This window comes from Pseudomonas entomophila (genome assembly GCF_029478665.1).
GTDB lineage: Bacteria > Pseudomonadota > Gammaproteobacteria > Pseudomonadales > Pseudomonadaceae > Aquipseudomonas > Aquipseudomonas entomophila_F.
Genome location: NZ_JARPQB010000013.1, coordinates 1 through 20,941 on the forward strand (window position 1 = coordinate 1; position 20,941 = coordinate 20,941).

Sequence of the window (20,941 nt, forward strand, 5' to 3'; positions counted from 1 at the left end):
CAGTCCTCGCCATCGAAAGCGAGAAAGGCCGGTTGGTTGAGCATCCGCTCGAGCGGCAGGCGGGCATTTTCGCTGACCAGTTCGAGCTCGAAGCGGAAGAGCCTGCTGATGTATTCGTCGCCGTCGAATTTCAGGACCTGAAGCTCAGGCTGGACTGCCGGTACATGAAAACGCAGGCGGTCGGGGGGTAATGATTCGAACATCCGTTGTCCCTGGTTGGGCCACCTTGGCCGGGGTGCAGCATTGCCCCTTGCAAAGTGGGGAAAACCGCCACGCTAGCGGAACTTCTCAACCAGATATGCAGGACCGATCCGAGCTCGCGTAGGAGCTTTCCTTGAGAGGTGTAGGGCGTTTACTAAGCCACGAGGCACGCAAATTGCTGCTGATTCCCCTCAGCCCCACGGGATACCGAGCATGCTGCACAGCCATCTCACCACCCTCAACGCGGTTTCGCTGATCCTCCAGGTATTCCAGGAGGCCGGCGTCGACCCGCGGCAGCTGCTCGCCGGCAGCGGCATTGGCCCGGCGGACCTGGGCCACGCCGATGCGCGCATCACCACCCAGCAGGAGCTGCAGGTGTGCGCCAACGCCGTGGCCCGGCGCGAGGACATCGGCCTGGAGCTGGGCCGGCGCATGCATGTGTCGTGCTACGGCATGCTCGGTTACGCCCTGCTCTCCAGTGCCACTTTGGGTGACGCCCTGCGCCTGGCGCTGAGCTATCCGGCACTGCTGGGAACAGTCTTCCAGCTGCGCCTGGTCGACGATGGCCAGCGGGTCTGGCTGTGCGCCAGCGACCATCACGACGCGCCGGGGCTGGCGGCCTTCAATGCCGAGTTCTGCCTGGTGTCGCTCAAGGTGATCTGCGACGACCTGCTGGGCCGCCCGCTGCCGCTGCTGGCGGCACGCTTCGAACATGCCCGGCCCGGCTATCACGCGCTCTACGACGGAGCATTCCAGTGCCCGCTGGGGTTCGACGCCCGGGACAACGCCTTTGCCTTCGAACGCCGCTGGCTGGACATGCCGCTGCCACTGGCCGACCCGATCACCCACAAGGCCATGGGCGAGCGCTGCCGGCGCCTGAACCTGGAGTTCACCGGGCGCCAGGCCTGGCTGGGGCGAATTCGCCAACTGCTGCTGCAGCAACTGGACGCGGCGCCCGGGCTGGACGGGCTGGCCCGGCAGATGAACTGCTCGTCGCGCACCTTGCGCCGGCACCTGCAGGCGCTGGGCAGCAGTTATCAACAGCTGCTGGATGAGCTGCGCTTCGAGCGGGCCAAGCAGTTGCTGGCCGAGGACCAGATGCCGATCTATCGCATTGCGGAAACACTGGGGTTCAGCGAGACCGCCAGTTTCAGGCATGCGTTTCAGCGCTGGAGTGGCGTGGCGCCGAGCCATTTTCGCGGGTGATCTGTACCGGCCGTTTCGCGGGTAAACCCGCTCCTACAGGGTCAGCACCGCGCTCAATATTTGTGCCATGGCCACATCGATCCCCTTTTGGCCGTTTGCGTCGTTCTCCCTGGCTTGGCCGCCCACCAGAATGGCCCCACGCCAGTCATAAACGGAGAACAACACGTGCTGACGATCTATTCCGATGACCACCGCCTGCACCACGGCCGCTGCGAGCTGATCGACGGCCAGCTGATGCCCTGCTTCGAGATGCCCTCCCGCGCCGACCACGTCCTCCAGCAGGTGAAGCAGCGCAATCTCGGCCCCGTGCAAGGCCCCACCGATTTCGGCCGCGCCCCGCTGCAGCGCATCCACAGCGCCGACTACCTGAATTTCTTCGAAGGTGCCTGGGCCCGCTGGGCGGCGCTGGGCCACGATGGCGACCTGCTGCCCTTCACCTGGCCGGCGCGCACCCTGCGCCAGCTCAAGCCCACCGGCCTGCACGGCGAACTGGGCTACTACAGCTTCGACGCCGGCGCGCCGATCACCGCCGGCACCTGGCAGGCCGCCTACAGTGCCGCGCAGGTGGCCCTCACCGCCCAGGCCGCGATCCAGCAGGGCGCCCATGCGGCCTTCGCCCTGTGCCGCCCGCCGGGGCACCACGCCGCCGCCGAGGTGATGGGCGGCTACTGCTACCTGAACAACGCCGCCATCGCCGCCCAGGCCTTCCTCGATCAGGGCCGGCGCAAGGTGGCCATCCTCGATGTCGACTACCACCACGGCAACGGCACCCAGGACATCTTCTACACCCGCGACGATGTGTTCTTCGCCTCGATCCACGGCGACCCGCAGGACGAGTTCCCGTTCTTCCTGGGTTACGCCGACGAAGTCGGTGAAGGCGCGGGCGAAGGCTGCAACGTCAACTACCCGCTGCCCGCTGGCAGCGACTGGGCCGCCTGGAGCGTCGCCCTGGAAGAAGCCTGCCAGCGCATCGCCGCCTACGACGCCGACGTGCTGGTGATCTCCCTGGGCGTGGACACCTTCAAGGACGACCCGATCTCCCAGTTCAAGCTCGACAGCCCCGACTACCTGGCGATGGGCAAGCGCATCGCCCAGCTCGGCAAGCCGACCCTGTTCGTGATGGAGGGTGGCTACGCCGTGGAAGAAATCGGCATCAATGCGGTCAATGTGCTGGAAGGTTTCCAGCGCGCCCAGCCAGGAGCCTGAACATGGTCCGACTCAAGCGTCTGCTCGCCCCGCTCATCACCGCCGGCCTGCTCGCCGGCGCGCTCCAGGCCCACGCCGACCAGCGCACCCTGCGGGTGTACAACTGGTTCGACTACATCACCCCGCAGACCCTCACCGACTTCCAGAAAGACAGCGCTGTGAAGCTGGTATACGACATCTTCGACACCAACGAGGCGCTGGAAGCCAAGCTGCTGACCGGCAATTCCGGCTACGACGTGGTGGTGCCGTCCAACGTGTTCCTCGCCAAACAGATCGAGGCGGGCGTGTTCCAGCCGCTCGATCGCTCGAAGCTGCCCAACTGGCAGCACCTGGACCCGGCGTTGATGAAGCTGATCGAGGCCAACGACCCCGGCAACAAATTCGCCGCGCCCTACATGTACGGCACCGTGCTGATCGGCTTCAACCCGGACAAGGTCAAGGCCGTGCTCGGCGAAAATGCCCCGGTGGACAGCTGGGACCTGATCTTCAAGGAAGAGAACATCGCCAAACTCAAGCAATGCGGCGTGGCGCTGCTGGACTCGCCGTCCGAGGTCCTGCCCCTGGCCCTGAAGTACCTGGGCCTGGACCCCAACAGCAACAAGCCGGCCGACTACCAGAAAGCCCAGGACCTGCTGCTGAAGATCCGCCCGCACATCACCTACTTCCACTCCTCCAAATACATGGCCGACATCGCCAATGGCGATATCTGCGTGGCGGTGGGCTATTCGGGCAGCTTCTCCCAGGCCGCCAACCGTGCCCGCGAGGCAAAAAACGGTGTGACGGTGGACATGCGCCTGCCCAAGGAAGGGGCGCCGATCTGGTTCGACATGCTGGCGATCCCGAAGAACGCGACCAACCCCGAGGATGCCCACGCGTTCATCAATTACCTGCTGCGGCCTGAGGTGATCGCGCCGATCAGCGATTTCGTCGGCTACCCGAACCCGAACAAGGATGCGACCGACAAGGTTAGCCCGGCGATTCGCAACAACCCCAACCTGTATCCGACAGCAGAGGCGATGGCCACGCTATACACGCTCAAGCCGTTGGCGCGGGATGCAGAACGTGCGCGCACGCGGGCCTGGACCAAGATCAAGTCCGGGACTTGAGCCTTCGCCGGCAAGCCGGCTCCGTGTAGGAGCCGGCTTGCCGGCGAACTATCTCCAGGCCTTGCGCAAGCGCATCAGCGCATCCGCAATCCCGGCTTCCGCCACCGCCGCAAAGCCCAGCACCAGCCCCGCCCGCTTATCCACAGGCACCTCGCTGTCTTCCAGCCAGTACCCGCTCAAAGGATTGACCTCCACCCCTACCGCTTCGGCCCGCTGTACCAGCTCCTGCTCCCGCGCAAAGTTATCCACATCCACTTTCACGTGCAGCCCCGCCGCCACCTCCGGCATCGGCCCCAAGCCCGGCACATCCATCGGCCAGCCGGCCTTGAGCACATTGCGCCGCGCCAGCGCGGCACGCCGCATGCGCCGGATATGCCGCTGGAAATGCCCCTGGGCCATGAACTGCGCCATGACGCACTGGGTGCCCACCTCGGAATGGCGCACCGCCAGCGCCCTTGCCTGGCTGAAGGCCTGCACCAGCCCACGAGGCAGCACCAGGTAGCCCAGGCGCAACGCGGGAAAGGCGATCTTGCCGAAGGTGCCGACGTAAAGCACACGTCCCACCCGGTCCAACGCGGCCAGCGGCGCCAGGGGCGCACCGCTGTAACGGTACTCGCCGTCGTAATCATCCTCGATGATCCAGCCCTCCCGGCGCTCGGCCCAGGCCAGCAGCGCCAGGCGCCGGGCCAGGCTCATTGTGACCCCGGTGGGGTACTGGTGGGCCGGCGTCACATAGGCCAGCCGGCATTCGGGCAACTCGCCCAGCCTCGCGCAATCCATGCCCTCTTCGTCCACCGGCACGCCCCGAAGCTGCGCCCCGGCCATCGCGAAGGCATGCCCGGCGGCACGGTACCCGGGGTTTTCCACAGCCACGCCATCGCCAGGCCGCAACAGCAACTGTGCACAAAGGTTAATTGCTTCCTGCGAACCACTGGTGATCACAATTTGTTCAGCCGTGCACGACAGGCCCCGAGAGCGGCGCAGGTAGGTGGCGATCAGTTCACGCAGCTGCGGCTCACCTGCCGGGTCGCCATAACCCAGCAACGCCGGGTCGGGGTTTCGCCAGAAACCCGCTTGCAGCTTGGCCCACACCTCGAACGGGAAGAGATCGAACGCAGGCACTCCCACACGAAACGCCTTAGGAGAACCACCTCTTGGTAGCGGCAGTTGGTGATTTTTCAGGCGTCCAAAAGGCTCGTCGGTATCACCTAAACTGGATAAATCCTCAGTGTCAGAAGCACGAAATGTGGATAAGTCTGTTGATAAACCCCGGGATAACCCTGTGGATAGTTGTGTGGATAGTTTCGGTAGCTGGCTCACATAAGTGCCATCCCCTACCCGGCTCTCAATGAAGCCCTCGGCATACAACTGGTCATAGGCCCGCACCACGCTGTTGCGCGACAGCGCCAGCACCGCTGCCAGGTCCCGCGTCGCCGGCAGCCGCGTGCCGCTGCCCAGGCGCCCGTCCAGTACGCGCACGCGCAGCGCCTGGTAAAGCTGTTGGCTGAGCCCTCGCCGACGGTCGAGCACGATGCCAGCTGGGTCGAAGGGCAAGGCGTAGGAACGTTCGCTCATGGCATTGGACCTATGAAAACAGAGGTAAATGGCTCTTACACAGAGCCAATAGCCTGCCTAGGATGGAGCCACAGCACAAGGAACTCCGGCATGTACAACAGCAAGCCCCATCAGGAACACGACCTCGCCCGCCTGCACCGGCACATGCTGGAAACACGCCTGGCATTGCTGGTCAGCCATGGCGAACAGGGCCTGCTGGCCACCCACCTGCCGGTGCTGGTCGACACCGCTGATGGCGAGTTCGGCACCATTTATGGACACCTGGCCCGCGCCAACCCGCAATGGCGGGACCTGGAACAGGGAGGTGAAGCGCTGCTGGTGTTTCCCGGCGCCGACGCCTATGTCAGCCCAGGCTATTACCCCAGCAAGGCGGACAACCCCAAGGTGGTACCGACCTGGAACTACCTGTCCGTGCACGCCTACGGCCCAATCGAAGTTATCCACAATGCGCAGCCGCTGCTGGACATCGTCAGCCGCCTGACCGACCGCCATGAGCAGGGTCGCAGTGACCCCTGGACAGTGGCCGACGCACCCAGCGACTACCTGGAAGGCATGCTCCGCGCCATCGTCGGCATCCGCATGCCCATTGCCCGCCTGCAAGGCGCGCGCAAGCTGAGCCAGAACCGTTCGGCGCAGGATATCGCCGGCGTGCGCGAAGGCCTCGGCGCCAGCACCGACACTCTGGACAACCAACTCGCCGCGCACATGCGCGATCTCTGAGGGAAAAGACCGATGACCACCGTTACTTTGCGCCCGGTAGGCGCCAACGACCAAGCTGCCTGGCTGCCACTGTGGAACGCCTATCTGAAGTTCTACGAAACCGAACTGGCCGACGCGATCAGTACAAGCACCTGGCAGCGCCTGCTCGACCCCAACGAGCCTACTCACTCGGCACTGGCGTGGGTCGATGGCAAGGCGGTGGGCATGGTCAACTTCATCTACCATCGCTCCAACTGGAGCATCGAGAACTCCTGCTACCTGCAGGACCTCTACGTGGACAGCGAAGTCCGTGGCCTGGGCATCGGCCGCCAGTTGATCGAGCATGTGTACGCCACGGCCAAGGCCGCAGGCTGCATCAAGGTGCACTGGCTGACCCACGAAACCAACGCCACCGCCATCGGCCTGTACGAGCAGGTCGCCGAGCGGCCGGGCTTCATCCAATTCCGCAAGCCACTGTAGGCCGACCATGACCGACGCATTGAACTGGAAACCTGCTGGCACACCCAAGGCCGAGCCCATCGAGGGGCGTTTCATCCGCCTGGAAAAGCTCGACCCCGCCCGCCATGGCGATGATCTCTGGGACGTGTTGCAGGGGCCGGGCTCGGACCCGGTGCTGTGGGACTACCTGCCTTATGGGCCGTTCCCTGAACGCACCCGCTTCGACCGCTGGCTGGAGGGTAACGCCGCCAGCCGCGACCCACTGTTCTACAGCGTCATCGACCGAGCCAACGGCCAGGTCCAGGGCATCCTCAGCTACATGTCGATCGTCCCTGAGCAGGGGCGCTTCGAGATTGGCCATATCGCCTTCGGGGCTGCCATGCAGCGCACGCCGAAGGGCACCGAGGCGGTGTACCTGCTGGGCAAGCTCGGCTTCGAGCTGGGCAACCGTCGGCTGGAATGGAAGTGCAACAATGCCAATGCGCGCTCCAAGCGGGCGGCGGAGCGTTTCGGCTTTGTCTTCGAGGGGGTGTTCCGCAACCACATGGTGGTGAAGGATCGCAATCGGGACACGGCGTGGTATGCGATCACCGATGCCGAATGGCCGGCGGTGGCGGCTGGGTTCGAGCGCTGGTTGAGCGTGGAGAACCAGCAGCCCGAAGGCCAGGTGCGATCGCTGGAAGCTTGCCGCAAAGGCTGATGGCCTATTCGCCGGCAAGCCGGCTCCTACAGAGGAATGCCCAACCTGTAGGAGCCGGCTTGCCGGCGAACAGGCCGAAAACCAGCACAAAAAAAGGGGAGCATTCGCTCCCCAGAGGTTAACCGCTTGCAGATGAAGGCTTCTGTCAGCCCTCGATCTCGATCAGGATTTCGCCCGGGGTCACCCGGTCGCCCTTGGCCACATGGATGGCCACGACCTTGCCGGCGATCGCCGCCTGGACCTCGGTCTCCATCTTCATCGCCTCGGTGATCAGCACCGCCTGCCCAGCCTTGACCACATCGCCTTCCTTGACCAGCACATCGACGATGTTGCCCGGCATGCTGGTGCTGATGTGGCCCGGCTCACTGGCCTGCTTGCGCTTGCTGCCGCCACCGCCGACGAAGTCGTTGAGCGGCTCGAACACCACTTCTTCCGGCATGCCGTCGATGGACAGGTAGAAGTGGCGCTTGCCCTCGGCCTTGACGCCCACGCCAGTGATGTCGACGCGGTAGGTCTCGCCGTGCACGTCGATGACGAACTCGGTCGGCACACCCTCACCGCCCACCGCGCCCACCGCGCCGGCTTCCGGAATCGGCAGCAGGGCTTCGGGCTTGAGGGTGCCGGCTTCACGCTCCTCGAGGAACTTGCGGCCGATGTCGGGGAACATGGCGAAGGTCAGCACGTCTTCCTCGGATTGCGCCAGGCTGCCGATATCGGCACGCAGCTTGGCCATTTCCGGCTTGAGCAGGTCGGCCGGGCGCACGTCGATCACTTCCTCGCTACCAATGGCCTGGCGGCGCAGCTGCTCGTTGACCACGCCCGGGGCCTTGCCGTAACCACCCTGCAGGTACAGCTTCACTTCGTTGGTGATGGTCTTGTAGCGCTCGCCGGCCAGCACGTTGAAGAACGCCTGGGTACCGACGATCTGCGAGGTCGGCGTTACCAGTGGCGGGAAGCCGAGGTCTTCACGAACGCGCGGGATCTCCGCCAGCACTTCGTTCATGCGGCTGAGCGCGCCCTGCTCCTTGAGCTGGTTGGCCAGGTTGGAAATCATCCCGCCCGGGACCTGGTTGACCTGCACGCGGGTATCCACGGCGGTGAACTCACTCTCGAACTGGTGGTACTTCTTGCGCACGGCGTAGAAGTACAGGCCGATTTCCTGCAGCAGCTCCAGGTCCAGGCCGGTGTCGAACTCACTGCCCTTGAGCGCGGCGACCATCGATTCGGTGCCCGGGTGGCTGGTGCCCCAGGCGAAGCTGGAGATCGCGGTGTCGATGTGGTCGGCGCCGTTTTCCACCGCCTTGAGCTGACACATGGCAGCCAGGCCGGCGGTATCGTGGGAGTGGATGAACACCGGCAGCGACTGCTCGGCCTTCAGCGCCTTGACCAGTTCGCCGGTGGCGAATGGCGTGAGCAGGCCGGCCATGTCCTTGATTGCCACCGAGTCGCAGCCCATGGCTTCCATCTGCTTGGCCTGCTGCACGAAGGCGTCGATGGTGTGCACCGGGCTGGTGGTGTAGGCGATGGTGCCCTGGGCATGTTTGCCGGCGGCCTTCACCGCCTCGATGGCCACGCGCAGGTTACGCACGTCGTTCATGGCGTCGAAGATGCGGAACACGTCGATGCCGTTGACCGCGGCCTTGGCAACGAAGGCCTTGACCACGTCGTCGCTGTAGTGGCGGTAACCCAGCAGGTTCTGGCCACGCAGGAGCATCTGCAGGCGCGTGTTCGGCAGCGCGGCACGCAGCTTGCGCAGGCGCTCCCACGGGTCTTCCTTGAGGAAGCGTACGCAGGCGTCGAAGGTGGCGCCGCCCCAGACTTCCAGCGACCAGTAGCCGACCTTGTCGAGCTTGTCGCAGATGGGCAGCATGTCTTCGGTGCGCATGCGGGTGGCCAGCAGGGACTGGTGGGCGTCGCGCAGGATCGTGTCGGTGACAAAGATTTTCTTGGACATTGTTCGGTTCCTCACAGGCCTGCGTGCGCGGCGATGGCGGCGGCGATGGCCAGGGCCAGCTCTTCGGGTTTGCGCTTGATCGAGTAGTTGGTCAGTTCAGGGTGGCTTTCGACGAAGCTGGTGTTGAACTGGCCGCTGCGGAATTCCGGGTTGCGCAGGATTTCCTGGTAATACGCGGCGGTGGTCTTCACCCCTTGCACGCGCATGTCGTCCAGGGCCCGCAGGCCGCGGTCCATGGCTTCTTCCCAGGTCAGCGCCCAGACCACCAGTTTCAGGCACATGGAGTCGTAGAACGGCGGGATGGTGTAGCCGGTGTAGATCGCCGTGTCGGTGCGCACGCCGGGGCCGCCGGGCGCGTAGTAGCGGGTGATCTTGCCGAAGCTGGGCAGGAAGTTGTTCTTCGGGTCTTCGGCGTTGATGCGGAACTGCAGGGCAAAGCCGCGGTGCTGGATGTCTTCCTGCTTGATCGACAGCGGCAAGCCCGAGGCGATGCGGATCTGCTCGCGGACGATGTCGATGCCGGTGATTTCCTCGGTGATGGTGTGCTCCACCTGCACCCGGGTGTTCATCTCCATGAAGTACACCTCGCCATCGGCGAGCAGGAACTCCACGGTACCGGCGTTCTCGTAGTTCACCGCCTTGGCCGCGCGCACCGCCAGGTCGCCGATGTAGGCGCGCTGTTCGGGGGTCAGCTGCGGGCTCGGGGCGATCTCGATGAGCTTCTGGTTGCGGCGCTGGATCGAGCAGTCGCGCTCGAACAGGTGCACCACGTTACCAAAGCTGTCACCCAGGATCTGCGCCTCGATGTGCTTGGGGTTGACGATGCACTTCTCCAGGAACACTTCCGCCGAACCGAAGGCCTTGGTGGCCTCGGAGATCACCCGGGGGAAGTTCTGCTCCAGCTCCTCACGGCTGTTGCAACGGCGGATACCGCGGCCGCCGCCACCGGAAGTGGCCTTGAGCATCACCGGGTAACCGATGCGGTCGCCTTCCTGCAACGCTTCGTGGATATCGGCGACGTTGCCTTCGGTGCCCGGGGTAACCGGCACGCCAGCCGCGATCATGGTGCGGCGCGCTTCGGTCTTGTCGCCCATGCGGCGAATGACGTCGGCGGCCGGGCCGATGAACTTGATTCCGCGTTCGGCGCAGATCTCGGCAAGTTCAGCGTTTTCCGACAGGAAACCGTAGCCCGGATGCAAGGCATCGCAGCCGGTCTCGACAGCAAGGTTCACCAGCTTGCGCGGGTTCAGGTAGCCGGCCAGGGGCTCGGCACCGATGCTGTAGGCCTCGTCGGCGCGCTTGACGTGCAGGGCGTGGCGGTCGGCGTCGGCATAGATCGCCACGGAGCGAATACCCATCTCGGCGCAGGCACGCACGATCCGAACTGCGATTTCACCCCGGTTGGCGATCAGGATTTTTGTTATCACTGGAGTCTTCCCAAAGCCGTAGGAACAGACGATCCGGTTCTACCGGTCGGCGCGTGACCAGACGTCGCTGGCCAGTCGCATATTCACCCTAGCGCTGAAGGTCGATAAACAAAAATCAATATTTGTTAGAGGCAGTATTAGCAAAAGCTTATAGTCAGGTAACAAGGTTTTGCCGGAGTTCGAAACAAAATGCGTAAGTCCTTGATGCGTATGACTTTACGTCAGCTTCAGGTATTCAACGAGGTGTGCGATTTGCGCTCCTACAGCCGGGCCGCCGAGGAGATGTCACTGACGCAACCCGCCGTTAGTCTACAGATCCGTCAGCTCGAGGAGCTGGTCGGTCAGCCACTGTTCGAATATGTCGGCAAGAAGCTCTACCTGACCGAGGCCGCCGAGGCGCTGCAGCGCGCCAGCCGGGACATTTTCGGGCGCCTGGAGAACCTCGACATGCAGCTGTCGGACATGCAGGGCTCACTGCAGGGGCAACTGAAACTGGCGATCGAGTCCAGCGCCAAGTACTTCGTGCCACACCTGTTCGCCGCCTTCAAGCAGCAGCACCCGGAGGTCAACCTCACCCTGACGGTGGTCAACCGGGCCCAGGCGATCCGGCGTCTGTCGGACAACCGCGACGACCTGACCATCATGTCCATGGTGCCCCAGGACATGGGCCTGGAGTTCCTGCCTTTTCTCAACAACCCGATCGTCGCCGTGGCGCCACCGGACCATCCGCTGTGCAAGCTCGAACAGCCGCGCCTGCAAGACCTCGAGCCTCATACCCTGCTGGTCCGCGAGCAGGGGTCGGGCACGCGCAAGGCCTGCGAGGAGTTCTTCAAGGATAAGCGTGTGCACTTCACCCAGACCCTCGAAGTGGCCTCCACCGATGCCCAGCGCGAGTGCGTGGTGGCCGGCCTGGGCATCGCGATGCTGACCCGCCATGCGGTGAACCTGGAGCTGGCCACCGGCGTGCTCAAGGAGCTGCCGGTGGAAGAACTGCCGCTGTACCGCAGTTGGTGCCTGGTGCAATCGAAGACCAAACGGCAATCACCGGTGGCGCTGGCGTTCCAGGCATTCATCCGCGGCGAACGTGCGAAGATCAGCGGGCTTGTGGAGCGCTTCTCGGGGAAGTTGCCGCCGATACCTGCCACACCGTGAAGTCTTGCAAGTCGGGGTAGTCGGCCAGTTCACGCAGCAGCTGGCGCTGGTCGCAGTAGCTTTCGATAGCGCGGCGGAACTCCATGCGGCGCTGGTCCTTTTCCTGCTGCTTGCGAGCTTTGGCGTTGGGTTGGTACACACCGTCGTGATCACGTGCCATTGCCTGTCTCCCAGATAGGATGCGGGGAGTTTCAGACTGGCCTCAGGGGTTTACGGTTTGGCGGTGGAATGGTGACAGAATCGTGAATTTTCGCAGCGTTCAACGGCCCCTTCGCCGGCAAGGCCGGCTCCTGCGATTACGTCTGTAGGAGCCGGCCTTACCGGCGAAGGGGCCCATGCGATCAGTCGTCGGTAGCCTTGATCGATTTGGGCGACAACCGCAGGCTGCGCAAACTGCGCTTTACGCTCTTGAGGTGGTTGACCAGGCTCGGTCCACGGGCCATGGCCACGCCCATGGCCAGCACATCGATCACTACAAGGTGGGCGATGCGCGAGGTCAACGGCGTGTAGATCTCGGTGTCTTCATGCACGTCGATGGCCAGGTTGACGGTCGACAGCTCCGCCAGCGGCGTCTGGCTCGGGCACAGGGTGATCAGGTTGGCGCCGCTCTCACGCACCAGGTTGGCGGTGATCAGCAGGTCCTTGGAACGCCCCGACTGCGAAATGCACACCGCCACATCGCCAGGCTTCAAGGTGACCGCCGACATCGCCTGCATGTGCGGGTCGGAATAGGCGGCGGCGCTGAGCAGCAGGCGGAAGAACTTGTGCTGGGCGTCGGCGGCCACCGCGCCCGATGCGCCAAACCCATAGAACTCCACGCGCTGGGCCTGGGCCATGGCCGTCACCGCCTGCTGCAGCGCTTGTGGGTCGAGGTGTTCGCGCACCTCCATCAGCGTGTGCAGGGTGGTGTCGAAGATCTTCAGGCTGTAGTCGGCGACCGAGTCGTCTTCATGGATGGCGAACTGGCCGAAACTGGCGCCCGCGGCCAGGCTCTGCGCCAGCTTGAGCTTGAGGTCCTGGAAGCCTGAGCAGCCGATCGCCCGGCAGAAACGCACGATGGTCGGCTCGCTGATGCCCACGCTGTGCGCCAGGTCGGCCATGGAGCTGTGCATGACGGCAGCCGGATCGAGCAGCACGTGGTCGGCCACTTTGAGTTCCGATTTGCGCAGCAGGTGGCGCGATTGGGCGATATGTTGCAACAGATTCACGGGCTGGACTCGGTTATGATCGGCTGGCCGGGATGTAGCTTTCTTGTAGTTATACTACATGCTTGCCAACCCGCCCAGCTAAACGAACGTGGAGTGTGGTGGCTTGACTATTCCTTGCGACATCCTGGTTTTCGGCGGCACCGGCGATCTTGCCCTGCACAAACTGCTACCGGCGCTTTACCACCTGTATCGCGAGGCCCGCCTGCACAACGCCGTGCGGATCATCTCCCTGGCCCGAAGGCCGTTGCCGCGCAACGACTACGTCAAACTCGCCGAGCGCCACTGCCGGGCACAGATCGCCCGCCAGGACTTCGACGAGGACGTGTGGCAGCGCTTCTCGGCACGCCTGGACTACTTCCCGATGGACGCCGCGCAAAGCGCCGACTTCGGCCGCCTGGCCCGCTACCTCGGCGAACCCGGCGGGCTGACGCGCATCTACTACCTGGCCACCGCGCCCCAGCTGTTCGTACCAATCGCCAACCATCTGCGTATCGCCGGGTTGGCCGACCGCGAGGCGCGCATCGTCCTGGAAAAGCCCATCGGCCATTCGCTGGAGTCGGCCACCTCGATCAACGAGGCCATCGGCGACGTGTTCGACGAGTCCCAGGTGTTCCGCATCGACCATTACCTGGGTAAGGAGACGGTGCAGAACCTCATGGCTCTGCGCTTTGCCAATGCCCTGCTGGAGCCCGTGTGGCGCAGCAGCCAGGTCGACCATGTGCAGATCAGCGTCTGCGAGACGCTCGGGGTCGAGAACCGTGGCGCCTATTACGACCGCGCCGGGGCCACCCGCGACATGCTGCAGAACCACCTGCTGCAGCTGCTGTGCCTGGTGGCCATGGAGCCGCCCGCGCAGTTCGAGGCCGAGGCCGTGCGCGACGAAAAAGTGAAGATTCTCCGCGCCCTCAAGCCCATCACCGGGCAGGACGTGCAGGACAAGACCGTGCGCGGCCAGTACGGCGCCGGCAAGATCGGTGGTCAGGAAGTGCCGGCCTACTACTTCGAGAAGGATGTGGACAACGACAGCGACACCGAGACCTTCGTCGCGGTCCAGGCACACATCGACAACTGGCGCTGGGCCGGCGTGCCGTTCTACCTGCGCACCGGCAAGCGCATGGCGCGCCGCTCTTCGCAGATCGTCATCCAGTTCAAGCCAGTGCCGCATGAGCTGTTCAGCGGCGGCCAGGTCAACCAGTTGCTGATCCAGCTGCAACCGGATGAACACATCAGCCTGCGCATGATGACCAAGAGCCCGGGCAAGGGGATGCGCCTGGCGCCGGTCGAACTGGACCTCAACCTGGCCCAGGCCTTCGCCCAGACCCGGCGCTGGGAGGCTTACGAACGCTTGCTGCTGGATGTGCTGGAGGGCGACTCGACGCTGTTCATGCGCCGCGACGAGGTCGAGGCGGCCTGGGCCTGGATCGATCCGATCCTGCAGGGCTGGGAGGAACACTTCCAGGCACCACGCCCCTACCCGGCCGGTAGCAATGGCCCGGACCAGGCCAACAGCCTGCTGACGCGCGCGGGCCAGGCCTGGCACCTTTGAGCGCCAGCCAGGGGCCGCTGCGCGACCCTTTCGCGGCACGAGGCCGCTCCTACAGTACTGCGCAATCCCTGTAGGAGCGGCCTCGTGCCGCAAAAGGGCTGCCACGCAGCCCCATTGCCCGGTCTGTACTAGTGGAACAGATCGGCTGTCGAGTGTTGCAGCAACGCCAGGAAAGACGCCGCATCGACCGGCCGGCTGATCAGATAGCCCTGCACTTCGTCACAGCCGTGCTCACGCAGGAACTGCAACTGCTCGAGCGTCTCCACTCCCTCCGCGACCACCTTGAGCTGCAGGCTCTTGGCCATGGCAATGATCGCCCGGGTGATGGCCGCGTCCTGGCTGCCTTCGAGCAAGCCACGGATGAAGGCCTGGTCGATCTTCACGTAGTCCACCGGAAAACGCTTGAGGTAGCTCAGCGACGAGTAGCCGGTACCAAAATCGTCGATGGCCAGCTTCACGCCCAGCGCATGCAACTGCTCGAAGGTGGCGATGATGTGCTCCACGCTGTCCAGCAACTGGCTTTCGGTCAATTCCAGCTCCAGCAGGTGCGGCGCCAGCCCGGACTCCTGCAGGACCTGGCGCACCAGGCTGACCAGTTTGCCCTGGCGCAGCTGGTACACCGACAGGTTGACCGAGACCCGCACCTCCAGCCCCTGGCGCAACCATTCGCAGGCTTGCCAGCACGCCTGGCGCAGGACGAACTCGCCCATCGGCGCGATAAGCCCGGTCTCCTCCGCCAGCCCGATGAACTCGCCGGGCGGGACCATGCCCCATTGCGGATGCTGCCAGCGCACCAGCGCCTCGGCCGCATGCAGTTGCCCTGTGCGCAGGCACAGCTTGGGTTGGTAGTACACCAGCAGCTGGCCTTCATCGATGGCCTTGCGCAGTTGGTTCTCCAGTTGCAGGCGCTCCAGAGTGCTGGCGCGCAGGCTCTCGGTATAGAACTGGAAGTTGTCGCCCCCCAAGTGCTTGGCGTGCTGCTTGGCCATGTCGGCCTGGCTGACCAGCGCATTGATGTCGAAGGTGGCGTCCGCCAGCACGCTGATGCCCACCGACGCGCTGACCACCAGCTCATGGCCACCCAGCCGCTGCGGCACTCGCAGTTTGTCCAGCAGACGTGTGGTCACCCGCACCAGGCTCGACAGATTGGTGTAGCCATCGAACAGGATGGCGAACTCGTCACCCGACAGGCGTGCCACGGTGTCGGCTTCCGGCACCGCGTTGGCGATGCGTTGCGCCATCCTCTTCAACAGCTCGTCGGCCAACTCATGGCCGAGGCTTTCGTTGAGCAGCTTGAAGCGGTCGAGGTCGACGTGCAGCAAGGCCAGGCTTCGTCCGTTCAGGCGTAGGCGCTGGGCGGCGTCGTGCAGGCGCAGGCGGAACAGGGCACGGTTGGCCAGCCCGGTGAGGTCGTCGTAGTGGGCCAGGTAGCGCAGGCGTTCTTCCGATTCGCGGCGCGCCGACAGGTCGGTGAAAAAGCCGACTATGTTGACGATCCTGCCCCGGGCGTCGCGCACGCTGTTGAGCTGCAGCCATTGCGGGTAGAGCTCGCCATTCTTGCGCGCTTCGACCAACTCGCCCTGCCAGCCGCCATGCTGCTCCAGCGCCTGGTCGATCGCCTGGCTGTGGCGGCGTGCGTCACGGCTGCAGGGCAGCTCCAGGGCGTTGCGGGCAATCAGTTCGGCGCGACCGTAGCCGGTGACGTCGCAGAATGCCTGGTTGACCGCCAGCAACTGATAGTCGGCCCCCAGGATGGCGATGCCTTCGCTGGCCGCCTCGAACACCGTCGCGGCCAGGCGCTGCTGTTCTTCCTGTTCCTTGCGGGCAGTGATATCGCGCCGGGTCCCCAGCATGCGTGTCACCTTGCCGTCCGGTGAACGCTCCACCGCCCGTCCCCGGTCCTCGATCCAGCACCAATGGCCCTGGACGTGACGTATGCGGTACTCGACCCGGTAGTCTTCGGTACGGCCTTTCAGGTGCTCGACCAGCGTTCGCCGCAGCAGCGGCAAGTCGTCAGGGTGCAGGCGCGGCTTGAGGTCGGCGCGCACCGAGCGCACCTGGTCGGAGTCCAGGCCGAACAACGCCTGCAACTGCGTGTGATGAACCTCGTCGGTCTCCAGGTTCCAGTCCCACAACCCCAGCTCGCTCGCCTCGAGTGCCAAGGCCAGGCGTTCCTCGCTCTTGCTCAGCGCCTGGTTGGCCAGGTCCAGTTCATGGCTGCGCTGCGCCACACGCAACTCCAGGCCCGCATGGGCCAGGCGCAGTTCTTCTTCAGCCTGGCGACGCTGGCGGACTTCGGCGCTGAGTTGATGGTTGAGGTCCTCGCCATGGCGCTGGGCACTTTGCAGGTGCTCGATCAGCGCCTGGTTCTGGAAGCGCCGCAGCAGGCCACGCTCGATCAGCCGGTTGACCTGCCAGGCCACCACCATCAGTGCCCCTAGCAGGATCAGCCCGAGCCAGCCCCAGCCCCGTTGCTGACCCGTGTCATAGACGAACAGGAAAACGATCGGCGGCAGCAGGCAGGGCAAGGCGAAACTGAGGAATGCTGGCAGGCTCACGGCGTAGGCGACACTGGCCGACAACGCCGCCGTCCCCAGCAGGCCAAAGACCCAGGCCTGCTGCACGAAGTTGTCCACTGGCACCAGGGCGATCGCCGCGCTGGCGAGCGTCAATCCGCTGAATGCAGACCCGCACAGGAACATCCGCCGCCAGGTCGGCCTGGCCTGGCGCCCGGGCGTCGCGGCGTCGAAGGCCGCCACCTGGATCACCCGCAAGGCCACCAGCGCCAGCAGCCAGGTCATCCACACGCCGACCAGCAGATAGCGCGCAGGGCTCCACAACAGCCAGGCACTCAGCAGGCCGGTGATCAACATGAACAGCGTGGGCAACAGGGAGCCTTGGTACAACAGGCGGGTGCGCTCGACCGACAGCTGGGGGGCGAATTGCCTGCGAACGCTCCGTGTCGTCTCCGGCGATGCTCCGATCGCCATGCAATCCTGGGTCATAGGGCTGGGTTCTTGTTGTGTTCTTGTTATGGCAGACCGCAAATGTGCAGCGAGCATACACAAGCGGCGCACCGGACCAAACTGCTCTGCGTCATGATTTCGAAAATGTCTTGTGCGTCGAAGTGCGACCGCTCAACCACGCCAGCCAACCGCATTGGCCGATGAACGGCGCAGCGCCAGCGAGACGATTTGCACCGCGGGCGTTTGCCCCTGCCCCCCGCCCGGCCCTAGAATGGCCGGATGCGCAATGATGACCTCTCCCTCCTGCTGAACTCCCTCAACGACGCTCAACGCCAGGCCGTAGCGGCCCAGGTCGGGCGGCAACTGGTGCTGGCCGGCGCCGGCTCGGGCAAGACCCGCGTGCTGGTGCACCGTATCGCCTGGCTGATCCAGGTCGTGCAGGCCTCGCCGCACTCGATCCTGTCGGTGACGTTCACCAACAAAGCCGCGGCGGAAATGCGCCACCGCATCGAGCAACTATTGGGCATCAGCCCGGCCGGCATGTGGGTCGGTACCTTCCACGGCCTGGCCCACCGCCTGTTGCGGGCGCACTGGCAGGAAGCGGGGCTGGCGCAGAACTTCCAGATCCTCGACAGCGACGACCAGCAGCGCCTGATCAAGCGGGTGATCCGCGAAATGGGCCTCGACGAGCAGAAATGGCCCGCGCGCCAGGTCCAGTGGTTCATCAACGGGCAGAAGGACGAGGGCCTGCGCCCGCGGCATATCCAGGCCAGCGGCGACCTGTTCCTGACCACCATGCGCGACATCTACAGCGCTTACGAGCAAGCCTGCGAGCGCGCCGGGGTCATCGATTTCTCCGAGCTGCTGCTGCGCGCCCTGGACCTGTGGCGCGACCAGCCAGGGCTGCTCGAGCACTACCAGCGCCGCTTCCGGCATATCCTGGTGGACGAGTTCCAGGACACCAACGCCGTGCAGTACGCCTGGTTGCGCCTGCTGGCCGGCGGCGGCGACAGCCTGATGGCGGTGGGTGACGACGACCAGTCGATCTACGGCTGGCGCGGCGCCAAGATCGAAAACATCCACCAGTACACCGCCGACTTCCCGGACGCCGAGCTGATCCGCCTGGAGCAGAACTACCGCTCCACCGGCGGCATCCTCAAGGCCGCCAATGCCCTGATCGCCAACAACAGCGGGCGCCTGGGCAAGGAGCTGTGGACCGACCTGGGCGAAGGCGAACCGCTGACGCTCTATGCCGCCTTCAACGAGCATGACGAAGCGCGCTACGTGGTCGAGACCATCGAAAGCCTGATCAAGCAAGGTAACGCGCGCAACGATATCGCCATCCTGTACCGCTCCAACGCCCAGTCGCGGGTGTTGGAAGAAGCCTTGCTGCGCGAGCGCATCCCTTATCGCATCTATGGCGGCCAGCGCTTCTTCGAACGCGCCGAGATCAAGAACGCCATGGCCTATCTGCGCCTGCTCGAAGGCCGCGGCAACGACGCGGCGCTTGAGCGGGTGATCAACGTGCCGCCACGTGGTATCGGCGAGAAGACCGTCGAAGCCATTCGCGAGCATGCCCGTCACAGCCAGTCGTCGATGTGGGACGCGATGTGCCAGCTGCTCGCCGCCAAGGCCCTCAAGGGCCGCGCCGCCAGTGCCCTGGGGGCGTTCATCGAACTGCTCGAGAACCTCGCCGCCAAGGTGCTGGACATGCCGCTGCACCTGATGACCCAGACGGTCATCGAGCAATCCGGCCTGATCATCTACCACCAGGAAGAAAAGGGCGAAAAAGGCCAGGCACGGGTGGAAAACCTTGAGGAACTGGTCAGCGCCGCGCGCAACTTCGAGACCAGCGACGAGGATGCCGACCTGACGCCGTTGTCGGCGTTCCTCGGCCACGCCTCGCTGGAGGCCGGCGACAGCCAGGCCGACGAGCACGAGGACAGCATCCAGCTGATGACCCTGCACAGCGCCAAGGGCCTGGAATTCCCCTACGTGTTCCTGGTGGGCATGGAGGAAGGGCTGTTCCCGCACAAGATGAGCCTGGAAGAGCCCGGCCGTCTGGAAGAGGAGCGCCGCCTGGCCTATGTGGGCATTACCCGGGCCATGCGTCAGCTGGTCATGACCTACGCCGAGACTCGTCGCCTGTATGGCAGCGAGACATACAACAAGGTGTCGCGCTTCGTCCGCGAGATCCCGGCGGGCCTGGTGCAGGAAGTACGCCTGTCGAATTCCGTCAGCCGCCCCTTCGGCGGCGCCAAGACGCCTGCCAGCAGCCTGTTCGCCAACGCCAGCATCCCGCAGACCGCCTTCAGCCTTGGCCAGCGGGTGCAGCACGCGGTGTTCGGCGAGGGCGTGATCCTCAACTTCGAGGGGGCCGGCGCCCAGGCGCGGGTGCAGGTGAACTTCTCCGAGGGCAGCAAGTGGCTGATGCTCGGCTACGCCAAGCTGGAAGCCATCTGACGTAGGCGCCAGCCTTGCTGGCGAACCAGGCGACGCGGTGGATGGCACCGGCTGCGCCGGTTCGCCGGCAAGGCCGGCTCCTACAATGACGCGCCCCCCGCCTGACAATCAGGCAAAAGCTCGAAACATCTTGTCGCTGGCCATGTCTGCTGCTTCATGTGCACCATGGCGCGCGTGCAATCCACAAAAATGGGAACCCCCAACTTATGCAACGTTTTCTTAGCATCGCTCTGGCGCTCTGCGTCGGCCTGACGCTGAGCCTCGACGCCAACGCCAAGCGCTTCGGTGGTGGCAAGAGCTCGGGCTCCGCGCCAATCCACCAGACCCGCCAGGCCACCCCGGCCACGCCAGCCGCCGCACCGACCGTTCCAGGCCGTGCGCCGGCCGCCAGCGGCGCTTCTCGCTGGCTGGGCCCGCTGGCCGGCATCGCCGCCGGTGGCCTGCTGGCCTCCATGTTCATGGGCGACGGCTTCGAGGGCATGCAGATCCTCGACTTCCTGCTCATGGGCCTGATCGCCTTCCTGGTGTTCCGCTTCATCGCCGCGCGCCGTCGCCAGCAGCAGCCGCAACACGCTGCCGCCGGTCACGCCCCGTACCAGCGTGAAGCCCAGCCGCAGGCTGCTCCGCAGTCGATCTTCGGCGGTTCCGCCGCACCGGTCGCCTCGCCTGTGATCAACGCCCCGGCCTGGTTCAACGAAGCCAGCTTCCTGGCCGCCGCCCGTTCGCACTTCCAGTCGCTGCAGCAGCACTGGGACGCCAACGAAATGGACAAGATCGCCGAGTTCGTCACGCCACAGATGCTCGACTTCCTCAAGCGCGAACGCGCTGAAGAAGGTGAAGGCTTCCAGTCCACCTACATCGACGACCTCGATGTGCAACTGGAAGGCGTCGACGACCGCGCCGACAAGACCATCGCCACCCTCACCTTCCGTGGCGTGTCGAAGACCTCGCGCTTCGACCAGGGCGAGGTGTTCAACGAGAGCTGGCACATGGAACGCGCACAGGGCGAAAACCAGCCTTGGCTGCTGGCCGGTATCCGTCAAAACGGTTAACCGTCGCACGTTGCACAAAAA

At 64.7% G+C, this 20,941-nt stretch carries 17 protein-coding genes; 11 read left to right on the forward strand and 6 right to left on the reverse strand.

The features are described 5' to 3' along the window. The 4 genes from P5705_RS26370 to P5705_RS08675 form a co-directional block, all read left to right on the forward strand. A partial coding sequence (locus P5705_RS26370; protein ID WP_431196934.1) for a hypothetical protein occupies nt 1-191 on the forward strand: 191 nt, incomplete at its 5' end. A gap of 223 nt (nt 192-414) precedes the next feature. After that, nucleotides 415-1,407 carry an AraC family transcriptional regulator gene (locus P5705_RS08665; RefSeq protein ID WP_277460432.1) on the forward strand — a complete coding sequence of 331 codons (993 nt, stop codon included), beginning with the start codon at nt 415-417 and terminating at the stop codon, nt 1,405-1,407. Between the two features lie 165 nt (nt 1,408-1,572). Next, entirely contained in the window at nt 1,573-2,613 is a 1,041-nt protein-coding gene (locus P5705_RS08670; protein ID WP_277460433.1) for a histone deacetylase family protein, read from the forward strand. Between the two features lie 2 nt (nt 2,614-2,615). Continuing rightward, nucleotides 2,616-3,719 carry an extracellular solute-binding protein gene (locus P5705_RS08675; protein ID WP_277460434.1) on the forward strand — a complete coding sequence of 368 codons (1,104 nt, stop codon included), beginning with the start codon at nt 2,616-2,618 and terminating at the stop codon, nt 3,717-3,719. A gap of 48 nt (nt 3,720-3,767) precedes the next feature. On the opposite strand, the gene P5705_RS08680 is transcribed toward P5705_RS08675, so the two are convergent. Further along, nucleotides 3,768-5,294 carry a PLP-dependent aminotransferase family protein gene (locus P5705_RS08680; RefSeq protein WP_277460435.1) on the reverse strand — a complete coding sequence of 509 codons (1,527 nt, stop codon included), beginning with the start codon at nt 5,292-5,294 and terminating at the stop codon, nt 3,768-3,770. 90 nt (nt 5,295-5,384) lie between these two features. On the opposite strand from P5705_RS08680, the gene P5705_RS08685 reads away from it, so the two are divergent. Genes P5705_RS08685 through P5705_RS08695 form a run of 3 tightly spaced genes read left to right on the forward strand, consistent with a single transcriptional unit; the run spans nt 5,385 to nt 7,152 of the window. Continuing rightward, nucleotides 5,385-6,014: an FMN-binding negative transcriptional regulator gene (locus P5705_RS08685; RefSeq protein WP_277460436.1), complete on the forward strand. Its 630-nt coding sequence runs from the start codon at nt 5,385-5,387 to the stop codon at nt 6,012-6,014. Between the two features lie 12 nt (nt 6,015-6,026). Continuing rightward, nucleotides 6,027-6,473, forward strand: coding sequence for a GNAT family N-acetyltransferase (locus tag P5705_RS08690; RefSeq protein ID WP_277460437.1), 447 nt, complete (start codon nt 6,027-6,029; stop codon nt 6,471-6,473). A 7-nt stretch (nt 6,474-6,480) separates the two neighbouring features. Further along, complete coding sequence (locus tag P5705_RS08695) at nt 6,481-7,152, forward strand: GNAT family N-acetyltransferase (RefSeq protein ID WP_277460438.1); 672 nt, start codon at nt 6,481-6,483, stop codon at nt 7,150-7,152. A gap of 145 nt (nt 7,153-7,297) precedes the next feature. Here the strand turns inward: P5705_RS08695 and oadA are convergent, their stop codons facing one another. Next, a complete protein-coding gene (oadA, locus tag P5705_RS08700) occupies nt 7,298-9,106 on the reverse strand; it encodes a sodium-extruding oxaloacetate decarboxylase subunit alpha (RefSeq protein WP_277460439.1) in 1,809 nt (602 codons plus the stop codon). An 11-nt stretch (nt 9,107-9,117) separates the two neighbouring features. Then, nucleotides 9,118-10,533 (reverse strand): acetyl-CoA carboxylase biotin carboxylase subunit, encoded by a 1,416-nt coding sequence (locus tag P5705_RS08705; protein ID WP_277460440.1) that lies wholly within the window; start codon nt 10,531-10,533, stop codon nt 9,118-9,120. 189 nt (nt 10,534-10,722) lie between these two features. Between P5705_RS08705 and P5705_RS08710 the strand changes: the two genes are divergently transcribed. Next, nucleotides 10,723-11,685, forward strand: a complete 963-nt coding sequence (locus tag P5705_RS08710; RefSeq protein ID WP_277460441.1) for a LysR family transcriptional regulator — start codon at nt 10,723-10,725, stop codon at nt 11,683-11,685. On the opposite strand, the gene P5705_RS08715 is transcribed toward P5705_RS08710, so the two are convergent. Then, nucleotides 11,627-11,845 (reverse strand): PA3496 family putative envelope integrity protein, encoded by a 219-nt coding sequence (locus P5705_RS08715; RefSeq protein ID WP_277460442.1) that lies wholly within the window; start codon nt 11,843-11,845, stop codon nt 11,627-11,629. The two genes, P5705_RS08710 and P5705_RS08715, sit on opposite strands and share 59 nt — an antisense overlap. A gap of 181 nt (nt 11,846-12,026) precedes the next feature. Continuing rightward, on the reverse strand, nt 12,027-12,893 hold the full coding sequence (gene hexR / locus P5705_RS08720; RefSeq protein ID WP_011536461.1) for a transcriptional regulator HexR: 867 nt from the start codon (nt 12,891-12,893) through the stop codon (nt 12,027-12,029). A gap of 103 nt (nt 12,894-12,996) precedes the next feature. On the opposite strand from hexR, the gene zwf reads away from it, so the two are divergent. Beyond that, nucleotides 12,997-14,439: a glucose-6-phosphate dehydrogenase gene (zwf, locus tag P5705_RS08725; RefSeq protein ID WP_277460443.1), complete on the forward strand. Its 1,443-nt coding sequence runs from the start codon at nt 12,997-12,999 to the stop codon at nt 14,437-14,439. A 128-nt stretch (nt 14,440-14,567) separates the two neighbouring features. On the opposite strand, the gene P5705_RS08730 is transcribed toward zwf, so the two are convergent. After that, the gene (locus P5705_RS08730) at nt 14,568-17,429 is read right to left on the reverse strand and encodes an EAL domain-containing protein (protein WP_277460444.1); all 2,862 of its coding nucleotides are present in this window, start codon (nt 17,427-17,429) and stop codon (nt 14,568-14,570) included. Nucleotides 17,430-17,684: 255 nt separating this feature from the next. Here P5705_RS08730 and uvrD point away from each other — a divergent pair, with 255 nt between their 5' ends. Beyond that, entirely contained in the window at nt 17,685-19,868 is a 2,184-nt protein-coding gene (gene uvrD, locus P5705_RS08735) for a DNA helicase II (protein WP_277460445.1), read from the forward strand. 206 nt (nt 19,869-20,074) lie between these two features. Next, entirely contained in the window at nt 20,075-20,920 is an 846-nt protein-coding gene (locus tag P5705_RS08740; protein WP_277460447.1) for a Tim44 domain-containing protein, read from the forward strand. Nucleotides 20,921-20,941 lie beyond the last annotated feature (21 nt).

What these genes read in the sequence shown, in the direction of transcription:
- P5705_RS08680 (WP_277460435.1), bottom strand. Translation starts at nt 5,294, where the DNA reads ATGAGCGAACGTTCCTACGCCTTGCCCTTCGACCCAGCTGGCATCGTG.
- P5705_RS08665 (WP_277460432.1), top strand. Translation starts at nt 415, where the DNA reads ATGCTGCACAGCCATCTCACCACCCTCAACGCGGTTTCGCTGATCCTC.
- P5705_RS08685 (WP_277460436.1), top strand. Translation starts at nt 5,385, where the DNA reads ATGTACAACAGCAAGCCCCATCAGGAACACGACCTCGCCCGCCTGCAC.
- P5705_RS08690 (WP_277460437.1), top strand. Translation starts at nt 6,027, where the DNA reads ATGACCACCGTTACTTTGCGCCCGGTAGGCGCCAACGACCAAGCTGCC.
- P5705_RS08715 (WP_277460442.1), bottom strand. Translation starts at nt 11,845, where the DNA reads ATGGCACGTGATCACGACGGTGTGTACCAACCCAACGCCAAAGCTCGC.
- P5705_RS08710 (WP_277460441.1), top strand. Translation starts at nt 10,723, where the DNA reads ATGCGTAAGTCCTTGATGCGTATGACTTTACGTCAGCTTCAGGTATTC.
- P5705_RS08675 (WP_277460434.1), top strand. Translation starts at nt 2,616, where the DNA reads ATGGTCCGACTCAAGCGTCTGCTCGCCCCGCTCATCACCGCCGGCCTG.
- P5705_RS08695 (WP_277460438.1), top strand. Translation starts at nt 6,481, where the DNA reads ATGACCGACGCATTGAACTGGAAACCTGCTGGCACACCCAAGGCCGAG.
- P5705_RS08740 (WP_277460447.1), top strand. Translation starts at nt 20,075, where the DNA reads ATGCAACGTTTTCTTAGCATCGCTCTGGCGCTCTGCGTCGGCCTGACG.
- P5705_RS08730 (WP_277460444.1), bottom strand. Translation starts at nt 17,429, where the DNA reads ATGGCGATCGGAGCATCGCCGGAGACGACACGGAGCGTTCGCAGGCAA.
- uvrD (WP_277460445.1), top strand. Translation starts at nt 17,685, where the DNA reads ATGCGCAATGATGACCTCTCCCTCCTGCTGAACTCCCTCAACGACGCT.
- oadA (WP_277460439.1), bottom strand. Translation starts at nt 9,106, where the DNA reads ATGTCCAAGAAAATCTTTGTCACCGACACGATCCTGCGCGACGCCCAC.